At 69.7% G+C, this 26,573-nt stretch carries 20 protein-coding genes; 10 read left to right on the top strand and 10 right to left on the bottom strand.

Translation table 11 applies throughout. The annotated features are described in order from the left end of the window. Nucleotides 1–23: 23 nt before the first annotated feature. Nucleotides 24–1,190 carry a ribonuclease D gene (gene rnd / locus FBZ83_RS02230; RefSeq protein WP_145680869.1) on the bottom strand — a complete coding sequence of 389 codons (1,167 nt, stop codon included), beginning with the start codon at nucleotides 1,188–1,190 and terminating at the stop codon, nucleotides 24–26. A gap of 166 nt (nucleotides 1,191–1,356) precedes the next feature. Here rnd and aspS point away from each other — a divergent pair, with 166 nt between their 5' ends. Continuing rightward, nucleotides 1,357–3,186 carry an aspartate--tRNA ligase gene (gene aspS, locus FBZ83_RS02225; protein WP_145680868.1) on the top strand — a complete coding sequence of 610 codons (1,830 nt, stop codon included), beginning with the start codon at nucleotides 1,357–1,359 and terminating at the stop codon, nucleotides 3,184–3,186. A gap of 128 nt (nucleotides 3,187–3,314) precedes the next feature. Here aspS and FBZ83_RS02220 read toward each other — a convergent pair whose 3' ends face one another. Next, nucleotides 3,315–3,533 (bottom strand): hypothetical protein, encoded by a 219-nt coding sequence (locus FBZ83_RS02220; protein WP_145672482.1) that lies wholly within the window; start codon nucleotides 3,531–3,533, stop codon nucleotides 3,315–3,317. 148 nt (nucleotides 3,534–3,681) lie between these two features. Next, entirely contained in the window at nucleotides 3,682–4,560 is an 879-nt protein-coding gene (locus tag FBZ83_RS02215; RefSeq protein ID WP_211111416.1) for a cell envelope integrity EipB family protein, read from the bottom strand. 105 nt (nucleotides 4,561–4,665) lie between these two features. On the opposite strand from FBZ83_RS02215, the gene FBZ83_RS02210 reads away from it, so the two are divergent. The 5 genes from FBZ83_RS02210 to FBZ83_RS02190 all read left to right on the top strand — a co-directional run bounded on the left by FBZ83_RS02210 (nucleotide 4,666) and on the right by FBZ83_RS02190 (nucleotide 10,590). After that, nucleotides 4,666–5,652, top strand: coding sequence for a 2-hydroxyacid dehydrogenase (locus FBZ83_RS02210; protein WP_145680866.1), 987 nt, complete (start codon nucleotides 4,666–4,668; stop codon nucleotides 5,650–5,652). A 247-nt stretch (nucleotides 5,653–5,899) separates the two neighbouring features. Next, nucleotides 5,900–6,724, top strand: a complete 825-nt coding sequence (locus FBZ83_RS02205; protein WP_145680865.1) for a GGDEF domain-containing protein — start codon at nucleotides 5,900–5,902, stop codon at nucleotides 6,722–6,724. 197 nt (nucleotides 6,725–6,921) lie between these two features. Then, the gene (locus FBZ83_RS02200; protein ID WP_247888098.1) at nucleotides 6,922–8,601 is read left to right on the top strand and encodes a sensor histidine kinase; all 1,680 of its coding nucleotides are present in this window, start codon (nucleotides 6,922–6,924) and stop codon (nucleotides 8,599–8,601) included. A 186-nt stretch (nucleotides 8,602–8,787) separates the two neighbouring features. Further along, nucleotides 8,788–9,165 carry a response regulator gene (locus tag FBZ83_RS02195; protein WP_145672476.1) on the top strand — a complete coding sequence of 126 codons (378 nt, stop codon included), beginning with the start codon at nucleotides 8,788–8,790 and terminating at the stop codon, nucleotides 9,163–9,165. 27 nt (nucleotides 9,166–9,192) lie between these two features. Further along, the gene (locus FBZ83_RS02190) at nucleotides 9,193–10,590 is read left to right on the top strand and encodes a PleD family two-component system response regulator (protein ID WP_145680863.1); all 1,398 of its coding nucleotides are present in this window, start codon (nucleotides 9,193–9,195) and stop codon (nucleotides 10,588–10,590) included. Between the two features lie 120 nt (nucleotides 10,591–10,710). On the opposite strand, the gene rpmG is transcribed toward FBZ83_RS02190, so the two are convergent. The 3 genes from rpmG to rnr form a co-directional block, all read right to left on the bottom strand. Beyond that, nucleotides 10,711–10,878 (bottom strand): 50S ribosomal protein L33, encoded by a 168-nt coding sequence (gene rpmG, locus FBZ83_RS02185; RefSeq protein WP_012974790.1) that lies wholly within the window; start codon nucleotides 10,876–10,878, stop codon nucleotides 10,711–10,713. Nucleotides 10,879–11,039: 161 nt separating this feature from the next. After that, entirely contained in the window at nucleotides 11,040–12,563 is a 1,524-nt protein-coding gene (locus FBZ83_RS02180; protein WP_145680862.1) for a S41 family peptidase, read from the bottom strand. Nucleotides 12,564–12,778: 215 nt separating this feature from the next. Further along, on the bottom strand, nucleotides 12,779–15,064 hold the full coding sequence (gene rnr, locus FBZ83_RS02175) for a ribonuclease R (protein ID WP_145680861.1): 2,286 nt from the start codon (nucleotides 15,062–15,064) through the stop codon (nucleotides 12,779–12,781). Between the two features lie 125 nt (nucleotides 15,065–15,189). Here rnr and FBZ83_RS02170 point away from each other — a divergent pair, with 125 nt between their 5' ends. Further along, nucleotides 15,190–15,861: a TIGR02117 family protein gene (locus tag FBZ83_RS02170; RefSeq protein ID WP_145680860.1), complete on the top strand. Its 672-nt coding sequence runs from the start codon at nucleotides 15,190–15,192 to the stop codon at nucleotides 15,859–15,861. 74 nt (nucleotides 15,862–15,935) lie between these two features. Here the strand turns inward: FBZ83_RS02170 and topA are convergent, their stop codons facing one another. From topA to FBZ83_RS02150, 4 genes are all read right to left on the bottom strand, one after another. After that, complete coding sequence (gene topA, locus FBZ83_RS02165; protein ID WP_145680859.1) at nucleotides 15,936–18,761, bottom strand: type I DNA topoisomerase; 2,826 nt, start codon at nucleotides 18,759–18,761, stop codon at nucleotides 15,936–15,938. Nucleotides 18,762–18,814: 53 nt separating this feature from the next. After that, on the bottom strand, nucleotides 18,815–19,936 hold the full coding sequence (gene dprA / locus FBZ83_RS02160; RefSeq protein WP_145680858.1) for a DNA-processing protein DprA: 1,122 nt from the start codon (nucleotides 19,934–19,936) through the stop codon (nucleotides 18,815–18,817). Nucleotides 19,937–20,021: 85 nt separating this feature from the next. Then, on the bottom strand, nucleotides 20,022–21,224 hold the full coding sequence (locus FBZ83_RS02155; RefSeq protein ID WP_145680857.1) for a helix-turn-helix domain-containing protein: 1,203 nt from the start codon (nucleotides 21,222–21,224) through the stop codon (nucleotides 20,022–20,024). Nucleotides 21,225–21,378: 154 nt separating this feature from the next. Next, entirely contained in the window at nucleotides 21,379–22,353 is a 975-nt protein-coding gene (locus FBZ83_RS02150) for a response regulator transcription factor (protein ID WP_145680856.1), read from the bottom strand. Between the two features lie 343 nt (nucleotides 22,354–22,696). Here FBZ83_RS02150 and FBZ83_RS02145 point away from each other — a divergent pair, with 343 nt between their 5' ends. The 3 genes from FBZ83_RS02145 to FBZ83_RS02135 are packed head-to-tail and all read left to right on the top strand — an operon-like array spanning nucleotide 22,697 to nucleotide 26,573. Continuing rightward, a complete protein-coding gene (locus FBZ83_RS02145) occupies nucleotides 22,697–23,548 on the top strand; it encodes a hypothetical protein (protein WP_247888097.1) in 852 nt (283 codons plus the stop codon). After that, the gene (locus FBZ83_RS02140) at nucleotides 23,545–25,524 is read left to right on the top strand and encodes an MFS transporter (RefSeq protein WP_145680855.1); all 1,980 of its coding nucleotides are present in this window, start codon (nucleotides 23,545–23,547) and stop codon (nucleotides 25,522–25,524) included. Before FBZ83_RS02145 ends, FBZ83_RS02140 begins: the two co-directional genes overlap by 4 nt. Further along, nucleotides 25,521–26,573 carry an ABC transporter substrate binding protein gene (locus FBZ83_RS02135; protein ID WP_145680854.1) on the top strand — a complete coding sequence of 351 codons (1,053 nt, stop codon included), beginning with the start codon at nucleotides 25,521–25,523 and terminating at the stop codon, nucleotides 26,571–26,573. The genes FBZ83_RS02140 and FBZ83_RS02135 overlap by 4 nt, the downstream gene beginning before the upstream one ends.

Below are 26,573 nucleotides of genomic sequence, written 5' to 3'. Positions count from 1 at the left end.
GAACGATTCTGGATGGGGCCGTTTTATGACCTCTCTCCAGTGCCGGCCGGAACGATGCGGACACGGCGGTCGAGCACCGCCAGACCGATGCGGCCATGCTTCAGCGCCAGCGCGTCGTCGCCGAACAGTTCCCGGCGCCAGCCCTGCATCGCCGGCACATCGGCCGCGTCGTCGGCGGCGATCGCCTCCAGATCGGCGGCGGAGGCGATCAGCTTGGAGGCCACGTTGTTCTCTTCGCACTTCATCTTCAGAAGCACGCGGAGCAATTCAACGATGGGTTGCAGTCCGGGGGGCGGCTCTTCGCGCGGCTCGACGCGGGGCAGGTCGGAGTCCGGGATATCCAGCCCCTTCTGCACGCAGGCCAGCACCTCGGCGCCCTGCCGGCCCTCGGCGAAGCCGCGGCCCATGCCGCGCGTGCGGGCGAGGTCGTCCACGCTGGTCGGGGCGTGGGCGGCGATCTCCAGCAGCGCCTCGTCGCGCAGCACGCGCGAGCGGGGCAGGTCGCGGCGCTGCGCCTCGCGCTCCCGCCACGCCGCCAACTCCTTCAGAACGGCCATGAAGCGTGGCTTGTTGGTCCGCACCTTCAAGCGCAGCCAGGAGCTGTCCGGGTCCACCTGATAGGTGGCCGGGTCGGTCAGGACGGCCATCTCCTCTTCCAGCCAGTGGGCGCGGCCGGAGCGGACGAGGCGGCGCTTCAGCTTCTCGTAGGCCGGGCGCAGGTGGATCACGTCGGACAGCGCGTAGGTCAGCTGCCGCTCGGTCAGCGGGCGCTGCGACCAGTCGGTGAAGCGGCTGGACTTGTCGATGCGCGCGCCGGCCAGCTTGGTGACCAGCGTCTCGTACCCGACGCTCTCGCCGAAGCCGCAGACCATCGCCGCGACCTGGGTGTCGAACAGCGGGTGGGGGATCTGGCCGGACAGGTGCCAGAAGATCTCCACGTCCTGCCGGGCGGCATGGAAGACCTTGAGGATGGCCGGGTCCACCATCACGCGGAACAGCGGCGCGAGGTCGATCCCTTCGGCTAGCGGGTCGATGGCGACCGCGCCGTTCGGCCCGCCGACCTGCACGAGGCAGAGCTGCGGCCAATAGGTCTTCTCGCGCAGGAATTCGGTGTCGACGGTGATGTACTCCGCCCCGGCCAGCGAGCGGCAGAAGGCGTCAAGGTCTTCGGTGGTCGTGATCAGTGTCATAGCCGCTTCATACACGAGCGCGCGACCGCGCGAAAGCTCGCCCTTCGGCAACTCTCCCAGCGTGCAGCGGACGCGGATGGCGACTTGACATTCCCGCGCTGTCGGTGTGGTGTGTCGGGCCGCCTTTCCGCGCAGGATTCCGACCTTTTCCAAGGTGTTTCGACCCATGCACCCCTACCGCACGCACACCTGCGGCCAGCTTCGCGAAGAGAACGCCGGTCAGATTGTCCGCCTGTCGGGCTGGATCAACCGCAAGCGCGACCATGGACAGCTCCTGTTCATCGACCTGCGCGACCATTACGGCCTGACGCAGTGCGTGGTCGACACCTCCAACCCGGCCTTCCAGGCGGCGGAGCGGCTGAAGCTGGAATCGGTCATCACCGTGACCGGCAAGGTGGTCAAGCGCACGGCGGAGACCATCAACGACCGCCTGCCGACCGGCCGCATCGAGGTGCAGATCGCCGAGCTGTCGGTGCAGGGCGAGGCGGAGCAGATCCCGCTGCAGGTCAACCAGGACACCGACGCGGGCGAGGATGTGCGCCTGCGCTACCGCTTCCTCGACCTGCGCCGCGAGCGCATCCACGAGAACATCCTGCTGCGCTCGCGCGTCATCGCGTCGGCGCGCCGCCGCATGATCGACCAGGGCTTCACCGAGTTCCAGACGCCGATCCTGACCGCCTCCTCGCCGGAGGGGGCCCGCGATTATCTGGTGCCCAGCCGCAACCATCCGGGCAAGTTCTACGCGCTGCCCCAGGCGCCGCAGCAGTTCAAGCAGCTGCTGATGGTCGCCGGGTTCGACCGCTACTTCCAGATCGCCCCCTGCTTCCGCGACGAGGACGCCCGCGCCGACCGCAGCCCGGGCGAGTTCTACCAGCTCGACTTCGAGATGTCCTTCGTCACCCAGGAGGACGTGTTCGCCGCCATCGAGCCGGTGCTGCACGGCATCTTCGACGAGTTCGGCGGCTTCCGCCGCGAGACGCCGCCGGCCATCGACAAGCCGCCCTTCCGCCGCATCTCCTTCGCGGAGTCGATGCTGAAGTACGGCAACGACAAGCCGGACCTGCGCAACCCGCTGGAGATCACCGACGTCACCGCCGTCTTCAAGCGCGACGACGTGGAGTTCCGCGCCTTCAAGCAGACGCTGGAGAAGGGCGGCGTGGTCCGTGCCATCCGCGCCCCGAAGGTGTCCGACAAGCCGCGCAGCTTCTTCGACAAGCTGAACGACTGGGCGCGCGGCCTCGGCGCTCCGGGCCTCGGCTACATCATCTTCGAGGCGGCGGGCGGCAAGGGCCCGATCGCCAAGTTCGTGCCGGAGGCCGCCCAGGCCGAGCTGCGCACGGCGGCGGGCGTGGAGGACGGCGACGCGGTCTTCTTCGTCTGCGACCAGCCCGGCCCGGCGGCCAAGCTGGCCGGCTTCGCCCGCACGAAGATCGGCGAGGAGCTGGACCTGATCGAGAAGAACGCCTTCCGCTTCTGCTGGATCGTCGACTTCCCGATGTATGAACTGGACGAGGAGACCAACAAGGTCATCTTCAGCCACAACCCCTTCTCCATGCCGCAGGGCGGCCTGGAGGCGCTGAACACGATGAACCCGCTGGACATCAAGGCGTACCAGTACGACATCGTCTGCAACGGCGTGGAACTGTCGTCGGGCGCCATCCGGAACCATCTGCCGGAACTGATGTACAAGGCGTTCGAGATCGCCGGCTACCCGCCCGAGGAGCTGGAAGCCCGCTTCGGCGGCATGCTCAGCGCCTTCAAGCTGGGCGCCCCGCCGCACGGCGGTTCGGCCCCGGGCATCGACCGCATCGTGATGCTGCTGGCCGACGAGCCGAACATCCGCGAGGTCATCGCCTTCCCGCTGAACCAGCGCGCGGAAGACCTGCTGATGCAGGCCCCGGCCCCGGTTGACCAGTCGCGCCTGCGCGAGCTGCATCTGAAGCTGGACCTGCCGAAGCCGAAGGTCGCCGCCGAGGCGCCGAAGGCGGCCACCTGACGATCCGGGACCGTCCCTTCCTTCCCGCCCCGGCGGGGAGGGAGGGGCGGCCAACGGACATGCGCTCAACAGAAAGCCCCCCGTCCGCGAGGCCGGGGGGCTTTCTTGTTCGGGAAACCGGAAGGGCGTCAGGCCGCGACGGTGCCGGAGCCGATCATGCGGTAATAGTTGGAGTCGACGAGGACGAAGCAGCTCAACGTCTTGGCGTCGCCCTCGTCTTCCGTGCTGACCACGCGGGCATGTGGGATGCCGAACAGGGTCACGGTCTCCCGCACGCGCCAGGACCGCCCGTTGGTCGCTCCAACGGTCTGGAACACCTGTCCCACCAAAACCTGCTTCTTGGCCATAGGGAAACCCTCATCCTGCTGTCGGTGCACGCCACGACTCCGTGGAGGCGCGAATGCACCATGCACAGCTTAGGCCAGTTTCCTCAAAATATGGCAAATTGAATTGTAACGATTTGCGGCAAAGGCTGTGACCTTTTTCGTCCGGTGGTCAACACCCCGACTTCGGCAGCGCCTCAACCTTCTCCAGGATGGCGTTCACGGTGAAATCGCCATAGTCGATCTGCATGGATTCGGCGACGCCGTTTTGCAGCAGGCGCAGGCTCATCTCGTACTCGGGCTGGGCCGAATCGCTCTTCAGCGGGAAGAAGGCCATGCGCACCGGCCACGCCTTCTTGCCCTTGAGCAGCGGGTCGGCGCCGTCCTCCTTGGTCTGGACCGCCGAGCCGATGACCGTGGACACCTCGGTCGCTCCCTCGGAATCGGCGCCGTCGAAAACGACCCGGTTGAAGAAGGTCTCGCCGGCGCCGGCGTGGTCGAGCACCGCCAGGGTGTGGGCGGTCGGGAACATGGTGTTGGGGGGCAACTCCATGTCCTGGGGCTCGGGCTTGGAGAAGGCGGCGGTGCCGGTGCCGTCCTTGGCCAGCCGGGCGTCGCCGCGCACCTCCTCGTCCTCCTCGCCGTTGATCAGCTTGCGGACGTTGAAGCGGTAGCGCTGCCCGTCCTTGGCCTCCCACGTGGTGTAGTTGGTGGTCATCGCCATCTCGTCGCCCTCGGCGTAGACGAAGCGGAGCTGGAAGCGCTGCTCCGTCGTCCAGCCGTCGCAGGCGTCGGCCCATTCGAACAGCATGCGGCCCCGCACGTCGCTGACCTTGGAGCTGTTGCGGGCGGACAGCAGCGACATCTTGTAGACGGCGCGGTGCGGCAGGATGTTCGCCGCGGCACCGGCCGCCGCCCCCACCGCCGCGCCGGCCGCGTTGGCCGGGGCCGCCTGGGCCGGGCCGGCGGCGGGAAGGGCGGTCACGGACACCAGGAACGCGCCGAAGGTCGCGCAAAGGGCGAAGCGGGCGGCGGAGCGGCGGTTCTGCAAAGCGACATCCACAGGTGATTGGCAGCGTCGGATGGATTATGGGTGTTTCGGCGTCGGAGCGGAAGGCCCGACCCCCCGAATAAACGGAAGGCTGAGGACAGAAACATGCGCAGTGACACCCAGGCATCACGGCCCGTTCTCCTGGTGACCCGGCGCCTGCCCGACGCGGTGGAGGCCCGCGCCGCGCGCGCTTTCGACGCCCGGCTGAACCCGCAGGACCGCGCGCTGTCCGGCGCCGACATCGCCGCCCTGGCGGCGGAGACCGGCGCCCAGGGCATCCTCTGCACCGCCGGGGACCGGCTGGACGCCGCGGCCATCGAGGCGCTGCCCAAGGGCGTGCGCATCGTCGCCACCTTCTCCGTCGGCACCGACCACATCGATCTGAACGCGGCCAAGGCCCGCGGCCTGATCGTCACCAACACCCCGGACGTGCTGACCGACGCGACCGCCGACATCGCGCTGCTGCTGATGCTCGGCGCGGCGCGGCGCGCCTCGGAGGGCGAGCGGATGATCCGCGCCGGGGCCTGGAACGGCTGGACGCCGACCCAGCTTCTCGGCACCCATCTGGGCGGCAAGCGGCTGGGCATCATCGGCATGGGTCGAATCGGGCAGGCGGTGGCGCAGCGGGCTCGGGCCTTCGGCATGACCATCCACTATTCCAACCGGCGGCGCCTGCCCGCGGAGCAGGAGGCCGGGGCGGTCTACCACGCCGACCCCGAGGCGATGCTGGCGGTTTGCGACGTGCTGTCGCTGCATTTCCCGGCGACTCCGGAAACCACCCACTGGCTGAACGCGGAGCGGATCGAGCGCCTGCCGCCGGGGGCCATTGTCGTCAACACCGCCCGCGGTTCGGTCGTCGACGATGAGGCGCTGATCGCCGCCCTGGCCTGCGGACGGCTGGCCGCCGCGGGGCTGGACGTGTTCGAGAACGAGCCGAACCTGCACGCCGGCTACCGCGGGTTGGAGAACGCCTTCCTGCTGCCGCATCTGGGCAGCGCCACGGTGGAGACCCGCAACGCCATGGGCTTCAAGGCGCTCGACAACCTGGACGCCTTCTTTGCCGGCGCGGCGCCGCCCGACCGCGTGGTGTGAGGCCGTTGCAGAGTCCCTGTCGGGAGGCCGACAGTGCCTTTGTTCGAAAACGGTTCAAAAAAGAAAATAAATCAAAAATAGATAAAATTTTCCGTAATCGGCCGTTCTCCCGGCAAATTCTGCCTGGGGGCGGCCTTGCCCGGCAGAAATTGCCGGGACGAAAGGCCTAGTCTTCGGGAGTTCCGCATATGGCATGGCGATTGCTTTCGTTTGGGGGCAGCCAGTGCCGATCATGTGGAGAAAGCCCATGAGCGCCGTCGTGAACACCCAGGACCCGGACGTTATCGCCGCCGACCATCACGACGGACTGCCTTTCGACCGCGGGACCCACGACCGGCTGCTGCGGATGCCCCCCTTGCGCGGCCCCCGCATTGCCCATCCGGCGGTGATCGCGACCGCCGAGGCGTCGGCCCTCGAACAGCAACTTGCCGAGGCCCGCGCGACCATCGCCGAACAGCGTGACCGGATCGCCTATCTGGAAAGCCTGTCCATGACGGACGAGCTGACCGGCCTGCTGAACCGCCGCGGCTTCTTCAGCCATTTCCGCCGCGAGATCGCCGCCGCGCGGCGGCAACGCGCCAAGGGAAACGGCGCCAAGGGGAACGTCAGCAAGGGACAGGGAACGGGCGGCGGGGTGCTGGTCATCATCGATCTGGACGGCTTCAAGCGGATCAACGACACCCATGGGCACATGGCCGGCGACGCCTATCTGCGGCAGGTCGCCCGCCTGCTCGTCGGATCGGTCCGCGAGGAGGATGTGGTGGCCCGGCTGGGTGGTGACGAGTTCGCGGTGCTGCTGACCAAGACCGATGCGGCCTGCGGCGACCTCCGCGCCCGGCAGATCGCGGTCGCGGCGGGCCGCCGCTGCGTGCGCTGGAACGACGCCGATCTGCCGATCCGCTTCTCCTTCGGGGTGCAGCCCTACGGCGCCGACGACCGGGAGGAGGAGGTGGTCCGTCTCGCCGATTCCCGCATGTACCGCGACAAGGCCGGCCGCCGGCCACGCCCGGCGGGTCGCAAGACCGGGACTCCGGCCGGGCAGCGCGCGGCGAACCGGCTGACCTCCGGCTGACCTTCCGCTGGCCTCTCGCTGGCCTCTCGCTGATTGCGCCGCCGCCGCGCCACGGGCGGCTCGGGCAGCCTGTCGCACCCCTCAGACCGGGCTTGACCGGGCGGATGATCCCGCCGCAGCATCTGCACCTTTCCGTCGCAAAGGTGCCTGTCCTGAACACGTCTTCGGATCGTCGGACCCGTCCCTCGCCCCTGCCCATGGCCGACCGACCGACCACGGGCGACGCGGAGGGGATACAGCCGCACGGCGCCCTGGTGGCGCTGGACGGTGATGGCGGGACGATCCTGGCCTGCAGCGCGAACACCGCGGAGTTTCTCGGCTTGGCGCCGGACCGGCTGCTGGGCCGCGCGGCGGAGGCGCTCGCCCTTCCCGAGCTTGCCGATCTGCTGGCGCGGCTGCGCGCCCTGCCGGCGGACCAGCGGTCGGCGGGCCTGCACGCGTCCGTGACACCGCCGGGGGGCCGGCCGCTCCCGGCCTTTCTCCACGAGCATGGCGGACGGGTGATCCTCGAGGTGGAAGGGCCGCTCGCCGGGGCGGAGCACTGGGCCGCCTCGCCGCCGCCGGCCGGCCCGCCGCCGGGGATCGCTTCCCTGCGCGGAGCCGCGGGGCTGCAGGCCATGGCCGCCCACACCGCCCAGACCGTCCGTCGTCTCACCGGCATGGACCGGGTGATCGTCTGCCGCTTCGACGCCGCCGGCAACGGCGAGGTGGTGGCGAGGGACGAGGCGCCGGATTGGGGCCACGCCGCTTCGGAGCTTCGGCCCGGCGCGGCCCTCCCGGCGGGCGTGTTCGACCGCGGGCCGGACGGGACCCCGCGGTTGCGCGTGGTCCTCGACCATGCGGCGGACCCGGTTCCGCTCCTGCGCGCCGACACGGCGGTTCCGCCGCCCGATCTGGCCCATGCGCATCTGCGCAGCCCGCCCGCGCCGCGCCGGGAGTTCCTGCGGCGCATGGGGGCCGGGGCGGCCCTGACCGTGCCGATCGTCCAGGGCGGCCGGCCGTGGGGGGTGATCTCCGGCCACCGCCGCCAACCCCACGCGGTGCCGCCGGCCGTCCGGATGCTGGCCGCCATGGCCGCCGACGCGCTCGGCCTGATGCTCGACGCCGCCGAACGCACCGCGGAACGGGAGCGCCGGGCCGCCCTCGCGGCGCGGCAGGCGGAGGTGAACCGGGCCAAGTCCGACTTCCTGACGGGGATGAGCCACGAGTTGCGCACCCCGCTCAACGTCATCATCGGCTATTCGGACTTCCTGCTGCACCCCGGCTCCGGCCCGCTGACCGAGCGGCAGCGCGACTATCTCGGCAACATCCGCGCCTCCGGCACGCATCTCCTCGAACTCATCAACGATGTGCTGGACCTGTCGAAGATCGAAGCCGGGCATGTCGATCTGAACGACGAGGACGTGGACGTCGCCGTCGTCGTGGGCGAGGTCTACGCGCTGCAGGAACTGACCTTGGCGTCGGCCGGGCTGACCTTCGACGCGCTGTTCCCCCGGCCGCTGCCGCGCCTGCGCGCCGATCGGCGGTCGTTGCGGCAGATTCTGCTGAACCTGCTGTCCAACGCCGTCAAGTTCACCCCGGCGGGGGGGCGCGTCACCATCGACGTGACTCGCCTGGGGGAGGAGGCCGGGGCGGGGCTGCGCATCGCCGTGATCGACACCGGGATCGGCATTCCGGAGGAGCACCATCCCATCGTCCTGGAACCCTTCCGGCAGGTGCCGGGGGAGCGCATCCGCGGCGGCGCCGGAACCGGGCTGGGGCTGCCCATCGTGCGGTCCCTGGTGGAGGCCCATGGCGGGCGGCTGGCCCTTTCCAGCGCCCCGGGGCAGGGCACGCGGATCGAGCTGCATTTCCCGCCGGAGCGGGTGATCGCATGACGCAATCCGTGGAATCGTCAGGACTTCTCGGCCTCTGCGGGGTCAGGCAGGGCATTGCTAACGACAATTTAACCGTCGCGGCGGGACAGTGAACGGGATATACCGGTCTCTCCGGGTGTGGTCGCTGCAAGCAGAAGCGCGGGTTGCACGACGCCCGCAAAACCGAACAGCCCCAAGAAGGCGCCGATGGACGACCGAACCGTGAAGCGTGTCCTGATCGTCGAGGACAACGAGCTGAACATGAAGCTCTTCCACGATTTGCTGGAAGCGCACGGCTACGCGACGCTTCAGACCCGCAACGGGATGGACGCCCTGTCCATCGCGCGGGAGCATCGGCCGGACCTGATCCTGATGGACATCCAACTGCCGGAAGTGTCAGGGCTGGAGGTCACGCGCTGGATCAAGGACGATCCGGAACTGGCGGGCATTCCGATCATCGCGGTGACTGCCTTCGCGATGAAGGGGGACGAGGAGAAGATCCGGGAGGGCGGCTGCGAGGACTACATCGCCAAGCCGATCTCGGTGACCAAGTTCCTGCAAGCCGTTCAGAAGTTCCTTCGTTAACCTTTTACGGGATCGGTCGCACGTTCCATGTCCGCTCGCGTCCTCGTCGTCGACGATGTCCTTCCGAACGTGAAGCTGCTCGCGGCGAAGCTGACGCGCGAGTATTTCAACGTCATCACCGCCAGCAATGGTCCCGAGGCGCTGGAGGTGGTCCGCCGCGAGTCGCCGGACATCGTTCTGCTCGACGTCATGATGCCGGGCATGGACGGGTTCGAGGTCTGCGAAAAGATCCGCTCCGACCCCGCGACCATGCACATCCCGGTGGTGATGGTCACCGCCCTGTCCGACGGCGCCGACCGTGTGCGCGGGCTGGAGGCCGGGGCCGATGATTTCCTGACCAAGCCGGTCAACGACGTGGCCCTGTTCGCGCGGGTGCGTTCGCTCGTCCGCCTGAAGATGATGATGGACGAGTGGCGGCTGCGCGAGACCACCTCCGGCCAGTTCGGGGTGTTGGAGCCCACCGGCACTCTGCGCAGCGAGTCCTTCGAGGGCGCCCGCATCCTGGTGCTGGAGGATTCGCGGCTCGATCTGGCCAAGATCGCCGAGACGCTGCAGCGCGACCATGGTCACGTCATGTCCGCCGAGACCTGCGCCGCGGCGCTGGAGCGGGCGCTGGGCGACGACCTGGACCTCGTGGTGATCAGCCTGACGCTGATGAATGAGGACGGCCTGCGCCTGTGTTCCCAGTTGCGCTCGCACGAGCGCACACGGCAGGTGCCGATCCTGCTGGTGGTGGACGAGGGCGACCTGAACCGCGTCGCCAAGGGCCTGGAACTGGGCGCCAACGACTACGTCATCAAGCCGATCGACCGGAACGAGCTGCTGGCCCGGGCCCGCACCCAGATCCGCCGCAAGCGCTATCAGGAGCGGCTGCGCGCGAACTACGAGCAGAGCCTGTCCATGGCCCTGACCGACAGCCTGACGGGCGTCTTCAACCGCCGCTACATCAACGCCCACCTGCCGCGGCTGTTGGAGCGGGCGATCGACAACCACAAGCCGGTGGCGGTCCTGCTGTTCGACATCGACCATTTCAAGGTCGTCAACGACAGCTACGGCCACACCGCGGGCGACGAGGTGCTGAAGGAGGTGTCCAGCCGCGCCAGCCGCAATCTGCGCACCTTCGATCTGGTGGCGCGGCTCGGCGGCGAGGAGTTCGTGGTGATCCTGCCGGACACCGACGCCGAGGCGGCGCTGACGGTGGCGGAGCGGCTGCGCACGCGCATCGCCGACACGCTGTTCAAGGTGAGCGCCGATGCCGGCGAGATTCCGGTCACCGTGTCCATCGGCGTCGCGGTCGGCGGCCGTCTCGGTGACACCGCCGAAGGGCTGATCCGCCGGGCCGACGATGCGCTCTACGAGGCCAAGCGGGCCGGGCGCAACCGCAGCATCGTCGACCCGCGCGCCCGCGCCCTGCATACGCCCTGAACGGCTCTGGCGCCCTGAACGGCTCTGGGCCGATCCCCGCCGGTGTCTCCGGGGGCTCTCCGCACAAGCAAAAGGCCGCCGGAAGGCGGCCTTTTCGATTCCGGTGGTCCCGGGGAAACCTTACTTGATCTTGGCTTCCTTGAACTCGACGTGCTTGCGAGCCACCGGGTCGTACTTGCGGAACGACAGCTTCTCGGTGGTCTTCTTCGGGTTCTTCTTCTTCACGTAGAAGAAGCCGGTGTCGGCCGTGCTCACCAGCTTGATGAGGACGGTGTTCTGCTTCGCCATGATCTCAATCCCGACTAAAAATCCGTGACCCGCCAGCCCGGCGGGGCGGCGTCGTAGCGGGGGAAGATACCCGCTACAGCCGCGATGTCAAGCCTTTGTAAAGTGCCAAGAAGGGCCGATCCGAGTCCTTTTTCCGCCCGCAATTCCGGGCGGAAAACGACTCAGCGCTCGGCCACGGTGTTGGTGGAGGACAGGGCGACCGCGCGCTGGTACAGCGCGGGATCGGCGAGGAGGCGCAGCGCCACCTTCACGTCCAACTCAGGCTCATGCTCCTTCCAGGGGCAGGCCTCGCGCAGGCGGGCCAGCGCCTCCTCGTCGTCGGCGGCGCGGGCGCGCCAGCCGGCGAACTGGGTCATCGGGCGCGCCCGGCCGTCGCGCAGGTCGGACAGCAGGGCGACGGGGTCGTCCTGGCCGGTGCGGCTGGTGCAGACCGTGGGCTGCACGCCCTGGCGGTGCAGGGTGTAGCCGGCCGGTGTGTAGATGCGGCTCCAGGTCAGGAACAGCTCGCCGTCGTTGGGCAGGCGGGTCACCGTCTGGACGCTGCCCTTGCCGTAGGAGGACGCGCCGACCACCACCGCGCGGCCCGAGTCCTGGAGGGCGGCCGCCACCACCTCGGCGGAGGAAGCGGACCGTCCGTCGACCAGGACAACCAGCGGCAAGCCCTCGGCGATGTCGTCGGGGCCGGCCTCGAAGCGCTGGCGGCTGTCGGGGTGACGCCCCTCGGTCGTGATGATCTTGCCCTGGGCGATGAACAGGTCAGCCACCGCGACCGCCTGATCGAGCAGGCCGCCAGGGTTGCCGCGCAGGTCGAGCACGAAACCGCGCAGGCCCTTGCCCACGCTCTGCCGCGTGGACAGCACGGCGTCGCGCAGGTTGGAGGCGGTGGCGGCGTTGAAACGGTCCACCTTCAGCACGCCGACCTGCTCGGACACGCTGGAGTTCACGGTGTTGGGAACCACGCGCTCGCGCCGGAGGGGCGCGCGGCGCGGCGGGTTGTTGTCGCGCGCCACGGTCAGCAGGACCATGGTCCCGGTCGGGCCGCGCAGACGGTCGCGCATGTCCGACTCGCTGAGGCGGGCGGTCAGGTCGCCGTCGATGGCGAGAAGCTGGTCGCCGCCGCGGATGCCGGCGCGGTCGGCCGGGCTGCGCGGCAGCACGTTGCGGATCAGGGTGCGGCCGTTCGCCGTCTCCAGCGACAGGCCGATCCCGCCATAGCCCTCGCGCTGGGCGCGCTCGCTGGTGGCGCGCTGGGTGCCGGTGTAGCGGGAGTAGCCGTCCAAGTCCGACATCACGGAGTCGAGGACGACCTGATAGACCCGCTCGGGCACCGCCTGGTAGAGGGTGGGGGAGTAGAGGCGGGCCCGCTCCACCGCCTTGGTGGTCAAGGCGGCCCAGCCGGCGGCGTCGGACAGGGACGGGGCGGCGTACTCCCCGATCACGCTTCCGGAGACGTACAGGCGTACGGTGTTGCCCTGGCGTTCGGCGCGGGCGGTCGGGTCGATGGTCGCAAGACCCTTCAGACCGTCCAGCCCGAGGCGGCCGAAATCAACCTGTTGGAGATACACTTCGGCGATCTTGCCGTACGCGACGGCGAAGACCTGCTCGCTGATGAAGGCGGCTTCGGTCGCGGCAGCGGCCGGACGGGGCAGCGTCCCGCCGAGGCTTCCGAGGCCAACCGCGAACATGGCGGCCGCGAGCGGGACCGACAGACGCCCGCGCGGCGAAAATCCTCGTTTCCGTATGCCCATGGCGCGCCGTACGCGGCCTCCTTTCCCACAGGCGGACCCGGATGGTTGCCCACCGGATTCGAACGGATAAGGAATAGCACTTCAGAAATGAGGGCTGGCGGGACAAAAGACGGGGGCCGGACTCTTTGTCGTGGAATGTCCACCACTGTGACTCAGCGGCCACGTTTCCGTTGCTTCTGGGTTGCGCGGCCCGCGAAACGGGCGCTCCGCGGGGGGTGACCAGGGTGGCCGGATTGCAACGGATGATCGGTATGCCCAACGGAATCCCCGCCAGCATCGCCGTCGGCGCGGGGCAGGGCGAACAGGGTGCTTCCGGTCAGCGGATCGGCCTCGATCAGCACCACCCTGACCGCGGCGCCCAGCCGGTAGCTGCGGCCGGTGCGCTGGCCGACCAGGGCGTGGGCGCGCTCGTCATGCTCGTACTGGTCGTCGGGCAGGGTGCTGGCGGGGATCAGCCCGTCGGCCCCGTTCTCGTCCAGCCGGATGAACAGGCCGAAGCGGGTGACCCCGGAAATCCGCCCGGTGAACAGGGCGCCGACGCGGTCGGCCAGGAAGGCGGTGGTGAAGCGGTCGATGGCGTCGCGCTCGGCGGTGGCGGCGCGGCGTTCGGTCATCGAGATGTGCTCGCCGATGTCGGCCAGCCCGGCCATGGCCGCGTCGTCCAGCCCGCCCGGCCCCAGCCCGTGCGCGCGGATCAGCGCCCGGTGGACGATCAGGTCGGCGTAGCGGCGGATCGGCGAGGTGAAGTGGGCGTAGCGGTCGAGCGACAGGCCGAAATGGCCGATGTTCTCCGGGCTGTATTCGGCCTGCGACTGGCTGCGCAGGATCACCTCGCTGACCAGTTGCGATTCCGTGGTGCCGGCAGCGCGGTCGAGGATCGCGGTGAAATGGGCCGGGGTCAGCCGGGGCACCCGCGGCAGCGTGTAGCCGATGCCGGTCAGGAACTCGCGCAGCGTCTCCTGCTTGTCGAGCGACGGCTGGTCGTGCACGCGGAACAGGCCGGGCATGCCCGCCCGCTCCAGGCTGTCGGCCGCGGCGACGTTGGCGCAGATCATGAACTCCTCGATCAGCCGGTGGCTGTCGAGGCGCTCGCGCGGCGCGATCTCCGCCACCCGCCCGCGCTCGTCCAGCCGGACGCGCCGTTCCGGCAGGTCCAGTTCCAGCGTGCCGCGGCGCTGCCGGGCCGCCCACAGGCGGGCGTAGGCGCCGTAGAGCGGAGCGATGACCGTCTCCAGCAGCGGCGCCGTCGCCTCGTCCGGGGCGCCGTCGCGGGCCGCCTGCACCTGCTCGTAGGTCAACCGCGCGGCGGAGCGCATCAGGCCGCGCACGAAGCGGTGCCGCAGCAGCGCGCCGTTGCGGTCGATCCACAGATGCGCTGCGACGCAGGCGCGGTCCTCGTGGGGGCGGAGCGAGCAGAGGTCGTTGGACAGCGCCTCCGGTAGCATCGGCACGACGCGGTTGGGGAAATAGACGGAGTTGCCGCGCTCGTAGGCGGCGCGGTCCAGCGCCGAATTGGGGCGGACGTAGAAGGCCACGTCGGCGATGGCGACCAGCAGGTGCCAGCCGCCTTCGTTCGCCGGGTCGGAGTCCGGCTCCGCCCACACCGCGTCGTCGAAGTCGCGGGCGTCGGCGCCGTCGATGGTCACCAGCGGCAGATCGCGCAGGTCGGTCCGTCCGGTCAGGGAGGGCACGGCGGCGTGCGTCGCCTCGCGAATGGCGGCGGGCGGGAAGTCGGTGGGCAGCCCGTGACTGTGGATGGCGATCAGGCTGACGGCGCGCGGTTCCGCCCTGTGGCCCAGCCGCTCGGCGACGCGGGCCTGCGGCAGGCCCATCCGGGAGGCCGGCAGCAAGTCGGCCAGCACCAGCTCGCCCGGCTCGGCGTTGTTGCGGTTGGCCGGCAGGACCAGCAGTTCGGTCTTGTTGCGCTTGTCGGTGGGGACGATGCGCCCACCGTCCGCCGCGGGGTAATAGACGCCGAGAACGCGCCCCACCGTCCCGTCCAGCCGGCGGATGGTGCGGGCCTCATAGAGCCGGTCGTTGACGCGGCTGAGCTTCGCCAGCACGCGGTCGCCGGTTCCCAGCGTGGGGTGGCCCTTCCTCTCCGGCATCAGGAAGATGCGCGGCGGGTTGCCCTCGTCGGTCCAGGTGACCGGGCGGGCGGTGACCTCGCCGTCCGCATCGACGCCGGTCACCTCCAGCACGGCGACCTCCGGCAGCGACTGCGGCGGGGCGACGCGCTTGTTGCGCCCGCGCTCGACGGCGCCGTCGGCCTCCAACTCCTTCAAAAGGTCCTTCAGCCTCTCGCGGTCGTCGCTGCCCGACAGCTTGAAGGCGCGTGCGATCTCGCGCTTGCCGACCGGAGTCGCGCTGTTGCGGATGAAGGAGAGGACCGTGTCCTTATCGGGAAAGCTGCCGGAGCGGCGGGAGGTGTCGGTCAAGGGAATCCGTGCCGTGGAGAGTGGACCGCTTAAGTAAGCCCTGGGCGCGGCGAATCCAACCGCCGCGCCATGGCTCCGCCACAAAGACGCGCCAGAACCGTGCCGGGCGTGGCGGGGGCGCATCCATGAGGATCGTGCGGAACGGGGTGCTGCTGGTTTTGGCCGTTCCGGCGCTTGCGGCCGGAGCCTATTTGCTGGCCGCTGCCGTGCTGTCCCGCCTTGCTGTGAACGACCAGCCCGCGGCGCGGGAGGGCGTGGAGGTCTTCGTCTGCAGCAACGGAATCCACACCGATCTGGTGCTTCCCGCCGTCACGGAGGCCGTGGACTGGACCATCGACCTGCCGGGCGGCAATTTTCCCGGTGCCGGTCCCGAGGCGAGCCATCGCTCGTTCGGCTGGGGCGACCGCGCCTTCTATCTGGAAACCCGCCAATGGTCGGATCTGCGGCCAGCCACGGCGCTGTCCGCCCTGTTCGGCCGCGGGCCGTCGGTGATGCATGTCTACGCGCTGCATCGCCCGGCGGGGAGCCCGGATTGCGGGGTGCTGGTGCTGGACGAGGGGCAGTACGGTGCCCTGGCCGCCTTCGTGCGCCGCAGCTTCCGCCGGGACGGAGCGGGGAAGGTGATGCCCCTGCCGGGCAGCGGCTATGGCACGACCGACCTGTTTTACGAGGCGGTCGGCCATTACAGCCCGGTCGAGACCTGCAACGAATGGACCGGCAAGGCCCTGCGCGCCGCCGGCGTGACCGTAGGCGCCTGGACCCCGTTCGAGGGCGGCGTCATGCGCTGGCTGCGGTAGGGGGTGGGGCGGCAGTTATCCCCTCTCCCCGGAGGGGAGAGGGTTAAAACAGCGTTGCCGATAATAAGGAGAAATTAAGCCCGCTTGCGGGCGGCGGGCTTGTCCTCGCCGGCGTCGGTCTTGTCGGCTTCGGCGCTGTCGGACTTCTTGGCGGCCGCCTTCTTCGGAGCGGCCTTCTTCGCCGCGTCCTTCTTGGCGGCGGTCGCCTTGGCCTTGGTCGTCTTTTCGGCCTTGGCGGGCGCCTCGGCACCGTCGGCCGCCGGTTCGGCGTCCTTCGGGGCCTTGCCCTTCTTGGCGGCGTCCTTGGCGGCCTTGGCCTCCAGAAGCTCCAGCGCCTGCTCCAGCGTCACGCTGTCCGGCTCCGTGCCCTTGGGGATGGAGGCGTAGACGGAACCGTGCTTGACGTAGGGACCGAAGCGGCCCGCGCCGGTGGTCACCGGCTTGCCGGTCTTCGGGTGGTCGCCCAGCGTCTTGGCGGGCGCCGACGCCTTCTTGGCGGCGCCGGCCAGCAGGTCGACCGCGCGGTTGATGCCGATGGTCAGCACGTCGTCGTCGGGCGTCAGCGACTTGTAGACGCTGCCGTGCTTCAGGTAGGGGCCGAAGCGGCCGATGCCGGCGCTGATGTCCTCGCCCGTTTCCGGGTGGTTGCCGATGCTGCGCGGCAGGGCGAGCAGCTTCAACGCGGTGTCGAGGTCCACGTCGGCGGCGGCCATGCCTTTGGGCAGGGAGACGCGCTTGGGCTTCGGCGCCTCGACCTTGACCTTCTTCTTGCCCTTGGTCTTCTTGCCGTCGGCGGGGGCTTCCTCCACCACGGCCTCGGCCGGGGCGGCGGCCACCGGGGGCGGGCCGAGCTGGATGTAGGCGCCGTAGGGGCCGCGCCGCACGGTCACCGGCAGGCTGGTTTCGGGGTCGTTGCCCAGCTCGCGCGGGCCTTCCTGCGCCTCGCCGTTCTCGTCGTTGGCGACGGCGAGCGGGCGGGTGTAGCGGCAGTCCGGGTAGCGCGAGCAGCCGATGAAGGCGCCCATCTTGCCGAGCTTCAGCCCCAGCCGACCCTGGCTGCACACCGGGCAGACGCGCGGGTCGTGGCCCGGCGAGTCGCTGTTGGCGTTGGTCGGGAAGAAGTGCGGCCCCAGCTCCTCGTCCAACGTGGTGAGGACCTGGGTGATGGTCAGGTCCTTGGTTCCGTCCACCGCGACGTGGAAGGCGCGCCAGAAGTCGCGCAGCACGGTCTTCCAGTCGATCCGCCCGTCGGAAATCTCGTCGAGCTTGTTCTCCAGGTCGGCGGTGAAGTTGTACTCGACGTAGCGGTTGAAGAAGTTCTTCAGGAAGGCGGTGACCAGACGGCCGCGGTCCTCCGGAATGAAGCGCCGCTTGTCCAGCCGCACGTAGTTGCGGTCCTGGAGCACCTGGAGGATCGAGGCGTAGGTGGACGGGCGGCCGATGCCCAGCTCCTCCAGCTTCTTGACCAGGCTCGCCTCGGTGTAGCGGGGCGGCGGCTGGGTGAAATGCTGTTCCGGGCTGATGTCGCCGCGGGCGAGGGCGTCGCCCTGCTCCATGGCGGGCAGGCGGCGCTCCTGGTCGTCGTCGGCGGCGCCGTCGTCGCGGTCCTCCTGATAGACCTTCAGGAAGCCGTCGAACACGACGACCGAGCCGGTGGCCCGCAGCACGACGTCCTTGGACGGCGAGGCGATGTCCACCGCCACCTGATCCAGCACCGCGCTTTCCATCTGGCTGGCCAGCGTGCGCTTCCAGATCAGCTCGTACAGACGCAGCTCGTCGCCTTCCAAGTAGGTCGAAACCTCCTCGGGGCGGCGGAACAGATCGGTCGGGCGGATGGCCTCGTGCGCTTCCTGGGCGTTCTTGGCGGCGGTCTTGTAGACGCGCGGCTGCGCCGGAACGTAGCGCTCGCCCCAATGGGAGCCGATCAGGTTGCGGGCGCCCTCGATGGCCTCCTGCGACAGGCTGACGCCGTCGGTTCGCATGTAGGTGATCAGGCCGACCGTCTCACCGCCGATGTCCACGCCCTCATACAGCCGCTGCGCGGTGCGCATGGTGCGGGTGGCGCCGAAGCCCAGCTTGCGCGAGGCCTCCTGCTGCAGGGTCGAGGTGGTGAAGGGCGGGGAGGGGTTGCGGCGGCTCTGCTTGCGCTCCACCGTCGCGACCGAGAAGGCCTGCGGGCTGATGCGCGCCACCGCGGCCTCGGCCGCCTCGCGGGCGGGCAGGGCGAACTTGTCGAGCCGCTTGCCGTCGAGCTGGGTGAGCTGGGCCGTGAAGGAGGCGCCGCCCGGCGTGGCGAAGCCCACCTCGATGGTCCAGTATTCCTGCGGCTTGAAGACCTCGATCTCCGACTCGCGCTCGCAGATCAGGCGCAGCGCCACCGACTGCACGCGGCCCGCCGAGCGGGAGCCCGGCAGCTTGCGCCACAGCACCGGCGACAGGGTGAAGCCCACCAGATAATCGAGGGCGCGGCGGGCCAGATAGGCGTCCACCAGCTCCCGCGACACGTCGCGCGGGGCCTCCAGCGCGGCCTGTACGGCGGTCTTCGTGATTTCGTTGAAGGTGATGCGCTGGACCTTGGAGTCGTCGATCAGCCGCTTTTCGCGCAGCAGCTCCGACAGATGCCAGGCGATGGCTTCCCCTTCGCGATCCGGGTCGGTTGCGAGATAGACGCGTTCGGCCCCCTTGACCGCCTTGGCGATCTCGTCGATGTGGCGCTTGGAGCGGTCGCCCAACTCCCAGTCCATGGCGAAGTCCTCGTCCGGACGCACCGATCCGTCGCGCGCCGGAAGGTCGCGCACATGGCCGAAGCTGGCCACCACGGTGTAGTCCGAGCCAAGGTATTTGTTGATCGTTTTCGCCTTGGCCGGCGATTCGACGATGACGACGTTGCTGCCCGGCAAGAGTCCGCGCCCCTGAAAGTGCCTTTACCAAACGCTGGCGGTGCGGATCGGGATCAGATCAGGTTCACCTGGTTCCCCGGCTGGCGCTGGACACGGCCCGCAAGCTCAAGTTCCAGCACCACGGTCAACACCACCGGAGCGGACAATTGGCACCCGCGGACCAGTTCGTCAATGGCAACCGGCGTGTGGCCGAGGTTTTCCAGGATGACGGCGCGCGCCGCTTCCAGCTCCGAATCGGATGGCGGGGCCGGGCGGGCCTGGGCGAACAGGTCTCCCTGGCGCTCCCGCAAGACCGGTGGCGACAGGTTTTCCAGAGCCCGCAACACGTCGTCCACCCCCTCCACCAGGGCCGCCCCCTGACGCAGCAGGTTGTTGGTGCCCTGGCAGCGCGGGTCGAGCGGCGAGCCGGGAACGGCCATCACCTCCCGCCCCTGTTCCAAGGCCATGCGCGCGGTGATGAGGGAGCCGGAGCGCAGGGCCGCCTCCACCACCAGAACCCCCAGCGACAGGCCGGAGATCAGGCGGTTGCGGCGCGGGAAATGGCGGGCCTGCGGGGTGGTGCCGACCGGACTTTCCGCGATCACCACGCCCTGCTGCACTATGTCGCGGTAGAGCGCCTCGTTCTCCGGCGGGTAGACGACGTCGGCGCCGCCCGCCACCACTGCCGCCGTTCCGCTGCCGAGCGCCCCGGCATGGGCCGCCGTGTCGATCCCCCGCGCCATGCCGGAGACGACCAGAAGGCCGGCCTCGCCCAAATCCCGCGCCAGCCGCTCGGCGAATTTCTTGCCGTTCATCGAGGCGTTGCGCGCCCCGACCAGGGCCACCGCCCGACGCCGCAGCAGGTGCGGGTGGCCGAGGACCGACACCACCGGGGGCGCGTCGTCCAGCGCGGCCAAGGGTTCCGGGTAGTCGGGCTCGCAGGAGAAGAGCAGGCGGGCGCCGATGCGGTCGTTGGCGGCCAACTCGCGGTCGATGTCCGCCTTCGGGGCGATGCGCAGCGGCTTGGTCCGTCCGCCCCGCTTGGCGAGGTCGGGCAAGGCCTCCAGCGCGGCGCCGGCGCCGCCGAACCGTTCCAGCAGGCGGTGGAAGGTGATCGGCCCGACATTCTCCGACCGGATCAGGCGGAGCCAGTCGAACCGTTCGGCGGCGGACAAGGGGCGGCGCGGTTGAGTCATGCGTCATGTCATACAACCGAAAACGCGCGGCGATCAACACGCAAACGTGTGCGCGGCCCGCCGTCTCAGGCCTGCGGCGCGGCCGTCATTTGCGCCAGAAGCCGAAGAGGCCCTTCTTCTTCGGCGGAGCCTCCGGTTCAGGCTCCGGCTCCGGTTCCGGTTCGTCGTCGAAGGAGAAGGGGTCGTTCTTGGCATCGGCCTTTGCGGTGCCGATCTCAGTTCCGGCGTCGGCGTTGGGTTCGTCCGGCTCGTCATCCATGTCGAAGGAGAACGGGTCCCCGTCCGGTTCCTCGTCCGGCTGCGCGGGAGCCTCCCCAAGCGTCTCCTCAGCATCGTCATCGTCGAAGCTGAAGGGGTCGGAGTCATCGGAATCGTCGGCCGAAGCGGTGGCTTCAGACGTTTCGCCGTCGCTCGCTTCCTCCGTGTCGTCGGTGTCGAAGCTGAAGGGATCGCTCTCGTCCTCGTCATCATCGAAGCTGAAGGCGTCGTCGCCGCCCGCCTCACCGTCGTCCTTGGCCTTGTCGCCGTCCTTCTCCTCCTCCTCATCATCGTCGAAACTGAAGGCGGAGAAATCGGAGGAGTCCCCGTCGTCGCTCTCGTCGTCGTCATCGGAGGCGGCGCCGAGGGCCGTTGCCGCAACGACGGTGGCGCCCGCCGTCGCCTGGCTGCGGCGCATCTCTCCCTTGAAGCGTTCCAACTCCTCGCGGAAGCGGTCTTCCGCTTCGCTCCAGCGCTGGCGCTCCTGGTCGAGGGTGGCGAGCAGTTCCTCCTCCCGCGCGCGGGCGGCGGCGCGCTCGGTGTCGAGCGCCTGGATCAGGTCCTCCTGGCGCTGGAGCAGCGACTCGTGCCGTGTCTCCAGCGTGTCGATGACCTCGCGCACATACTGTTCGAAGGCGCGGAACTGGATCGCCAGGACGTCCTCGTCGGCGTTGGCCGCCGCCGCGCTGGCGACCGCCTTCGCGGCCTTGGTCGCCTTGGCCGCCTTGGTCGTTCGCGGCCCGCCGGTCGCGGGCGGCGGTGGCGAGGGGGCTGCGGCGGGCGCCGTGCGCGGGCCGCCGAGCGTGGCGCCGTCGCCGCCCAGCCAGCGCGACACCAGGATGTAGGACACCTGAAGCTCCTCCGCGATGCGGCGGTAGCTCCAGCCCTGGGCGCGCAGCCGTTCGGCCATGCGCTGGCGGTCGGGCTCCTCGCTGGGCGATGCCGGCCGCGTGGGCAGGGAGGATGTCGAACCGAGCCCCTCCGTGGGGGTCGCGACGACGATCACATCCTTCAGTTTCTGGTCGGCCATCGGGTCTCCGCCGTCCTGCGCGCAGGGCGTTCCTTGCCGCGATGCTCGCCGCTTTCAGGGCACGCTGTCGATCCGGGACAGGTCCCGGTTGAAGCAGTCTGGGTGGGGAAACCCGCCGGACCGGGCCAATTCGCGCCGATCCGGCCCGGTCGGGTCAGGTCAGGTCCTGGATGTGCTCGACATAGCCGGACAGGGCGGCGATGCCCTGCTCGGTCAGTTCGATGAAGACGCGGCGGCCGTCCTTGTCGTCGGCGATCCGGCGCACCAGCCCGCGGTCGTGCAGTTCGGTGATGCGGCGCAGCGCCGTGGTCTGGGCGACGCCGGAGGCCATGCACAGCGACGACACGGAAATCCGCCGCCCGCGCAGATGGTTCGCCATCAGGTCCAGCAGCATGTCCCAGCAGGGGTCCTCGAACAGACCCTTGGGAAAATACTTGTCGCGGGCGACGCGGGATTGCTGGAGCGTCCGCAGCACCGCCAGACGCCGGTTCTCCCCCGCCGCAGGGATGGACGGCGGAGCGGTGGGGGTGGGGGCCGGAACGGCCGGCTTCGGCTGCCCCTCGCGCAGCGCCTTCACCGCTTCGATGAGGGCGAGGCCGTGGCGGTAGGCGTCCTCCAGCGCCCCATGCAACTCGCCGTTGCCGGCGGGTGCGGACGGGGCAGCGGGGGGCAGCGGGGCCGCCGCCTGATGGGCGGCCAAAGCGCGGGCGAGCGCGCCATGGAGCTGGCTGCCGTCCTGCGGGTCGCTGATGAAATCCGCCGCGCGCAGATGCATGGCGCGGACGACGTCCGCCGCGGTGGCGTTGGGCGCCACGACGATGACCTGGAGGTGTCGCTGCACGCTCTTGCGCATGCGCTCGACCAGCGCCAGTCCGTCGAAGTGGGGCAGGGCCAGTTCGACCGCCACGATGCCGATGCTGCCGTCGGCCTCCAGCGTGTCGAGCGCCGCGATGGGGTCGTGGGTCACATGGATGCGGTGGCCGTTGCGTTCGAAGGCGTCGTGCATGCCGATGCCCAGCGCACGGTCCGCGCAGGCGATCAGGATGGACGTCGCCGAAACATGAAGGCCGGCGCTGGTCTGGACCGGACGCACCGGCCACGCCAAGGGTCGCTCCAACTCGATCCGCATCGAAGCCCTTCCCCCGTTGGGTGCATGGAATGCTGTGCTTATGGATTACCACGCAAAGCAAACCATCATGGATGCAATCATGGTCCAAAATAGAGCGATCAAAAAATGTCTCAAAATTCCGCAAAATTTCGACGGGTTAGGCGAAAAGGCATAGTCCAGGCGGATCGAGGCGCATTCTGTTCTTCATTTTATAAGCACGCATAGGCGCAAAGCGCCTTGCGGTTGCAGTGCGGTGTGCGCAGCGGCGCGCCCGGAAGGGTCGGGCCGGAGCGGAGCCATGTCGCCGGGGTCTTCTCCAGACTGGACCCGTCTCGGAAACGGCGGCGCGGGCGATGCGCGTAAGGTGCCCGTACCCCTTGCCGGCACCGGACCCATGCGCCTGACCCTGACGACGAAGATCATTTTGCTGCTGCAGGTGGCGCTCTGCTTCGCGCTGCTTTCCACCGCCGCCCTGTCCTACCTGAAGATGGAGCGGATGGTGGAGGACACCGTGGCGTCCCGCTTCACCGTCGCCCTGCGCGGGTTGGCCGGCGAGGTCGAAGGCGCCGTCAGCCTCGGCGTCTCCATCACCGCCCTGCGCAATCTCGACGCGCTGATCCAGCGCTCGATGGCGCGGGACGATCGGATCACCGGGCTGGTTCTGTTCACCGACACGGGCGAGGTTCTGGCGGCGGCGGGCCGGGGGGCGGGACACGGCGGACCGGTCGGGACGATTCCCGCCGGTTGGAAGGGGGCCTTCGCGCGCGACGGCAAGTCCGACCGCGTGGCGGCCGTCGCCGATGGCGACAGCCAGGCGCTTCTGCTCGGCATCCGCAACGCCTTCGGCGGTGTCGCCGGCGGCGTCGCCCTGACCTATTCGCTGGGCGAGGTGCAGGCGGGCATCCGCGGCACCATCCCGGACCTGCTGCTGTCCGGCGGCATCAATCTGGTGACCGGGCTTCTCGTCACCATGGTCGCGGTCTGGCTGCTGCTGCGCCCGATCCAGCGGCGGTTGCGCGAGATGACCGCCAGCATCAACACGCTGGGCATGGGCGAGCCGCCCAACCTGACCCCGGAGCTGGTGGCCTTCGCCCCCGGCCTGAAGGATTTCGCCGACCGCATCCTGGAACAGCAGCAGCACGGCGCGGAGGAGGACCACCCTCGTCCCGCCGCCTCCGACGTCGAGGCCGCGCGTCCGGCGGGAGTCACGCCATGAAGCTGTCCTTCATCCGCCGCCTGAACTGGATGCTGACGGGCGTCGTGTCCGTCCTGATGCTGGTCAGCCTCGCCGTCCAGACCAACCACGTCAACACGCTGTTCCGCCCGCTGATCGAGCCGGAACTGGCCCGCAAGGCCGAGGTCGTCGGCTCCTACGTGGTAGCGCAGATCGACCGCGCGGTGGCGCTCGGTTTCGAGCTGGACAAGCTGGTCGGTGTGGACGAGCTGCTCTCCGATGCGCTGGCCGCCAACCCGGACGTCAAGTATCTGGCGCTGGAGATCGGCGACCGCCTCCACGCCTTCTCAGGAACCGAGGAGGCGCGGGCGGGCAACCGCCTGACCGTCGCCGACCCGCTGCCGGAGGGCGACTCCCCGCAGTTCCTCGACACCGTCCTGGCGCTGGAGGGGAACGGGGAGGCGCGACTGCACATCGGCGTCGATTCCGGCTATGTCCGCTCGGCCATGAACGAGGTGGTGTTCGACCTCGGCTCGGTGCTGATCGTCGCTATCCTGCTGAACGTCGAGATCCTGCTGCTGGTCGTCGGCACCTCCGTCGCGGCGCCGCTGCGCCGGGTGACGGCGGTGATGAAGCAGGCCGCCGACGGGCATCTCGGCGTGCGCGTCGCCCTGCGCAACCGCGACGAGGTGGGCGAGTTGTCGCGCGCCGTCGACTGGGCGCTGGACAGCGTGCAGCACAAGGCCGACATGACCGCCTCCGAGCAGGCGATGACCAAGATCGGCATGATGCAGCGGGTGGTCGAGCTGCGCTTCGCCATCTTCATCTTCTCCCTGGCGGAGGAGCTGACCCGCACCTTCCTGTCCGTCTACATCAAGCAGCTGTTCGAGCCGGTGCCCGGCCTGTCGATGGAGATGGTCATCGGCGCGCCCATCGCCCTGTTCATGCTGCTCTGGGCGGTCAGCCAGCCGATCGCCGGCAGCGTGTCGGAGCGGCGCGGGCGGCGGGCGGTGTTCCTCGGCGGGGCGCTACTCTCCTTCGTCGGTCTGGTCGGCTCCGGCCTCGCCACCGACCTCATCCAGCTCATCGTCGCGCGCTGCCTGACCGCCATCGGCTACGCCAGCGTCTTCATCGCCGCGCAGGGCTTCGTCATCGACGCCACCGACCCCAAGCAGCGCGCCCAGGCCATCGCCATGTACGCCGGCGGCATCCTCAGCGCCGGCGTCTGCGGCCCGGCCATCGGCGGCGTGATCGCCGGGCAGGTGGGCTTCCGCACGACCTTCCTGATCTCCGCCGGGCTGGCGCTGCTGGCCGCCTTCATGGCGTGGCAGGTTCTGCCGCGGGTGCGCGCCGCGCAGGGGAAATCCAGCCGCGGCCTGCGTCTGGCCGACGCCGTGCTGTGCCTGCGCAACCCGCGCTTCGTCGGGCTGGCCGTCTTCAGCGCGGTTCCGGCCAAGCTGGGGCTGACGGCGCTGCTGTTCTTCCTGCTGCCGCTGGCGCTGGACGACCAGGGGGTCAGCCAGTCCTGGATCGGCCGCGTGCTGCTGCTCTACTGGCTGCTGATGATCGTGGTGTCGCCGATGGCCGCGAGGCTGTCGGACCGCTCGGGCCAGCGCGTCGGCTTCCTGGTGGTCGGCGGGCTGGTCGCCGCCGGGGCGGCCTGGGTGCTGTCGATGCCGGGGTCGCTTGGCACGGCGCTGGCCGGGGTCGCCCTGCTGGGGGTGGCGCACGCCATGCTCGGCGCGCCGCAGCTCGCCATGCTCGCCGATGTCTGCGTCAAGGAGCGGGCGGCGCTTGGCGAGACCACGGTGATCGGCATGTTCCGCCTGATCGAGCGGCTGGGTTCCGTCATCGCCCCCTTCCTGGCCGGACTGTTCCTGGCCCACTACGGATACGCCGGGGCGCTGAAGGGCATCGGCGCGGTGCTGGCGGCCTGCGTCGCCGTGCAGCTTCTGCTGACCGCCCTGTTCCGCCCGCGCCCGCCCGGCGCCGATCTTCCGCAGAGGACCCCCGCATGAGCCTGTCCCGCCGCACCGTCCTGACGGGCGCCCTGAGCGCCGGAACTCTGCTGGCCGGGGCCGCCCCCTCCTTCGCGCAGCCAACCTTCGGCCCGGCGGCCAGGACCTTCACCGCGGCCAAGCCGGCGCGCATCGTCGTGCTGACCCCGCGCAAGGACGTCGGCGACGTGCTGGGCCTGCGCGACTTCATCGCGTCGAGCGGCCTGTCCGCCACGGTGGAGGTGCGCGAGGTGCCGCAGGCCTCCGCCATGCCGGCTCTGCTGCCGGAAATCCGGGCCTCCAAGCCCGATCTGGTGGTGACGGTCTTCACGCCGCTGACCCTGGGGACGGTCGGGCGCTACGACGATCCGGACCCGTCGCGCTTCCTGACCGACGTGCCGGTGGTCTTCACCTCGGTCACCGACCCGGTGGCGTCGCGCGTCGTGCGCGCGCTCGACCGTCCGGGGCGCGCGGTCACCGGCACGCGGCACATCGCGCCGGCCGCGGTGCAGATGAAGACGATGCTGTCCTACCGGCGCTGGAAGAAGATCGCCGCGGTCTACAACCCGGCCGAGGACAACATGGTCGTCGCCGTGCGCGACCTGAAGGAGGAGGCCGCCCGCCAGGGGGTGGAGATCCACGACGCCGCGCTGCCGCGCGACGCCGCCGGGGCGCCGCAGGCCGCCGCCATCCCCGACCTGATTGCCGACGCGGCGCGCGCCGGGGCGGAGCTGGTCTACATCGGGCCGGACACGCTGGTCGCCTCCAACAACAACGCGGTGGTGGCGGAGCAGGCGCTGGCCCACCGGCTGGCCACCTTCTGCTCCACCGAGCTGCCGATCCGCCGGGCCAACCTGCTGATGGGGCTGGTCAGCCCGGCGGTCAACGTCGGGCGCTTCGCCGGGCTGAAGGCGGTGGAGATCCTGACCGGGGCCAAGCCCGCCGACACCATTCCGGTGGAGACGCTGAACCGCTTCTCCCTGCTGCTGCGCATCGGGGCGGCCAAGCAACTGGACCTCTACCCGCCGATGCGCCTGCTCAACATCGCCGAAATCGTCCAGGACGCCTGA

Origin of the sequence: Azospirillum brasilense, assembly GCF_007827815.1 — a bacterium.
Taxonomy (GTDB): domain Bacteria; phylum Pseudomonadota; class Alphaproteobacteria; order Azospirillales; family Azospirillaceae; genus Azospirillum; species Azospirillum brasilense_C.
The sequence above is the reverse complement of the archived record's forward strand: the minus strand, read 5'-3'. Positions and strand labels throughout refer to the sequence as shown.

What these genes read in the sequence shown, in the direction of transcription:
- rnd (WP_145680869.1), bottom strand. Translation starts at nt 1,190, where the DNA reads ATGACACTGATCACGACCACCGAAGACCTTGACGCCTTCTGCCGCTCG.
- aspS (WP_145680868.1), top strand. Translation starts at nt 1,357, where the DNA reads ATGCACCCCTACCGCACGCACACCTGCGGCCAGCTTCGCGAAGAGAAC.
- FBZ83_RS02220 (WP_145672482.1), bottom strand. Translation starts at nt 3,533, where the DNA reads ATGGCCAAGAAGCAGGTTTTGGTGGGACAGGTGTTCCAGACCGTTGGA.
- FBZ83_RS02210 (WP_145680866.1), top strand. Translation starts at nt 4,666, where the DNA reads ATGCGCAGTGACACCCAGGCATCACGGCCCGTTCTCCTGGTGACCCGG.
- FBZ83_RS02205 (WP_145680865.1), top strand. Translation starts at nt 5,900, where the DNA reads ATGAGCGCCGTCGTGAACACCCAGGACCCGGACGTTATCGCCGCCGAC.
- FBZ83_RS02200 (WP_247888098.1), top strand. Translation starts at nt 6,922, where the DNA reads ATGGCCGACCGACCGACCACGGGCGACGCGGAGGGGATACAGCCGCAC.
- FBZ83_RS02195 (WP_145672476.1), top strand. Translation starts at nt 8,788, where the DNA reads ATGGACGACCGAACCGTGAAGCGTGTCCTGATCGTCGAGGACAACGAG.
- FBZ83_RS02190 (WP_145680863.1), top strand. Translation starts at nt 9,193, where the DNA reads ATGTCCGCTCGCGTCCTCGTCGTCGACGATGTCCTTCCGAACGTGAAG.
- rpmG (WP_012974790.1), bottom strand. Translation starts at nt 10,878, where the DNA reads ATGGCGAAGCAGAACACCGTCCTCATCAAGCTGGTGAGCACGGCCGAC.
- FBZ83_RS02180 (WP_145680862.1), bottom strand. Translation starts at nt 12,563, where the DNA reads ATGTTCGCGGTTGGCCTCGGAAGCCTCGGCGGGACGCTGCCCCGTCCG.
- FBZ83_RS02170 (WP_145680860.1), top strand. Translation starts at nt 15,190, where the DNA reads ATGAGGATCGTGCGGAACGGGGTGCTGCTGGTTTTGGCCGTTCCGGCG.
- dprA (WP_145680858.1), bottom strand. Translation starts at nt 19,936, where the DNA reads ATGACTCAACCGCGCCGCCCCTTGTCCGCCGCCGAACGGTTCGACTGG.
- FBZ83_RS02155 (WP_145680857.1), bottom strand. Translation starts at nt 21,224, where the DNA reads ATGGCCGACCAGAAACTGAAGGATGTGATCGTCGTCGCGACCCCCACG.
- FBZ83_RS02150 (WP_145680856.1), bottom strand. Translation starts at nt 22,353, where the DNA reads ATGCGGATCGAGTTGGAGCGACCCTTGGCGTGGCCGGTGCGTCCGGTC.
- FBZ83_RS02140 (WP_145680855.1), top strand. Translation starts at nt 23,545, where the DNA reads ATGAAGCTGTCCTTCATCCGCCGCCTGAACTGGATGCTGACGGGCGTC.
- FBZ83_RS02135 (WP_145680854.1), top strand. Translation starts at nt 25,521, where the DNA reads ATGAGCCTGTCCCGCCGCACCGTCCTGACGGGCGCCCTGAGCGCCGGA.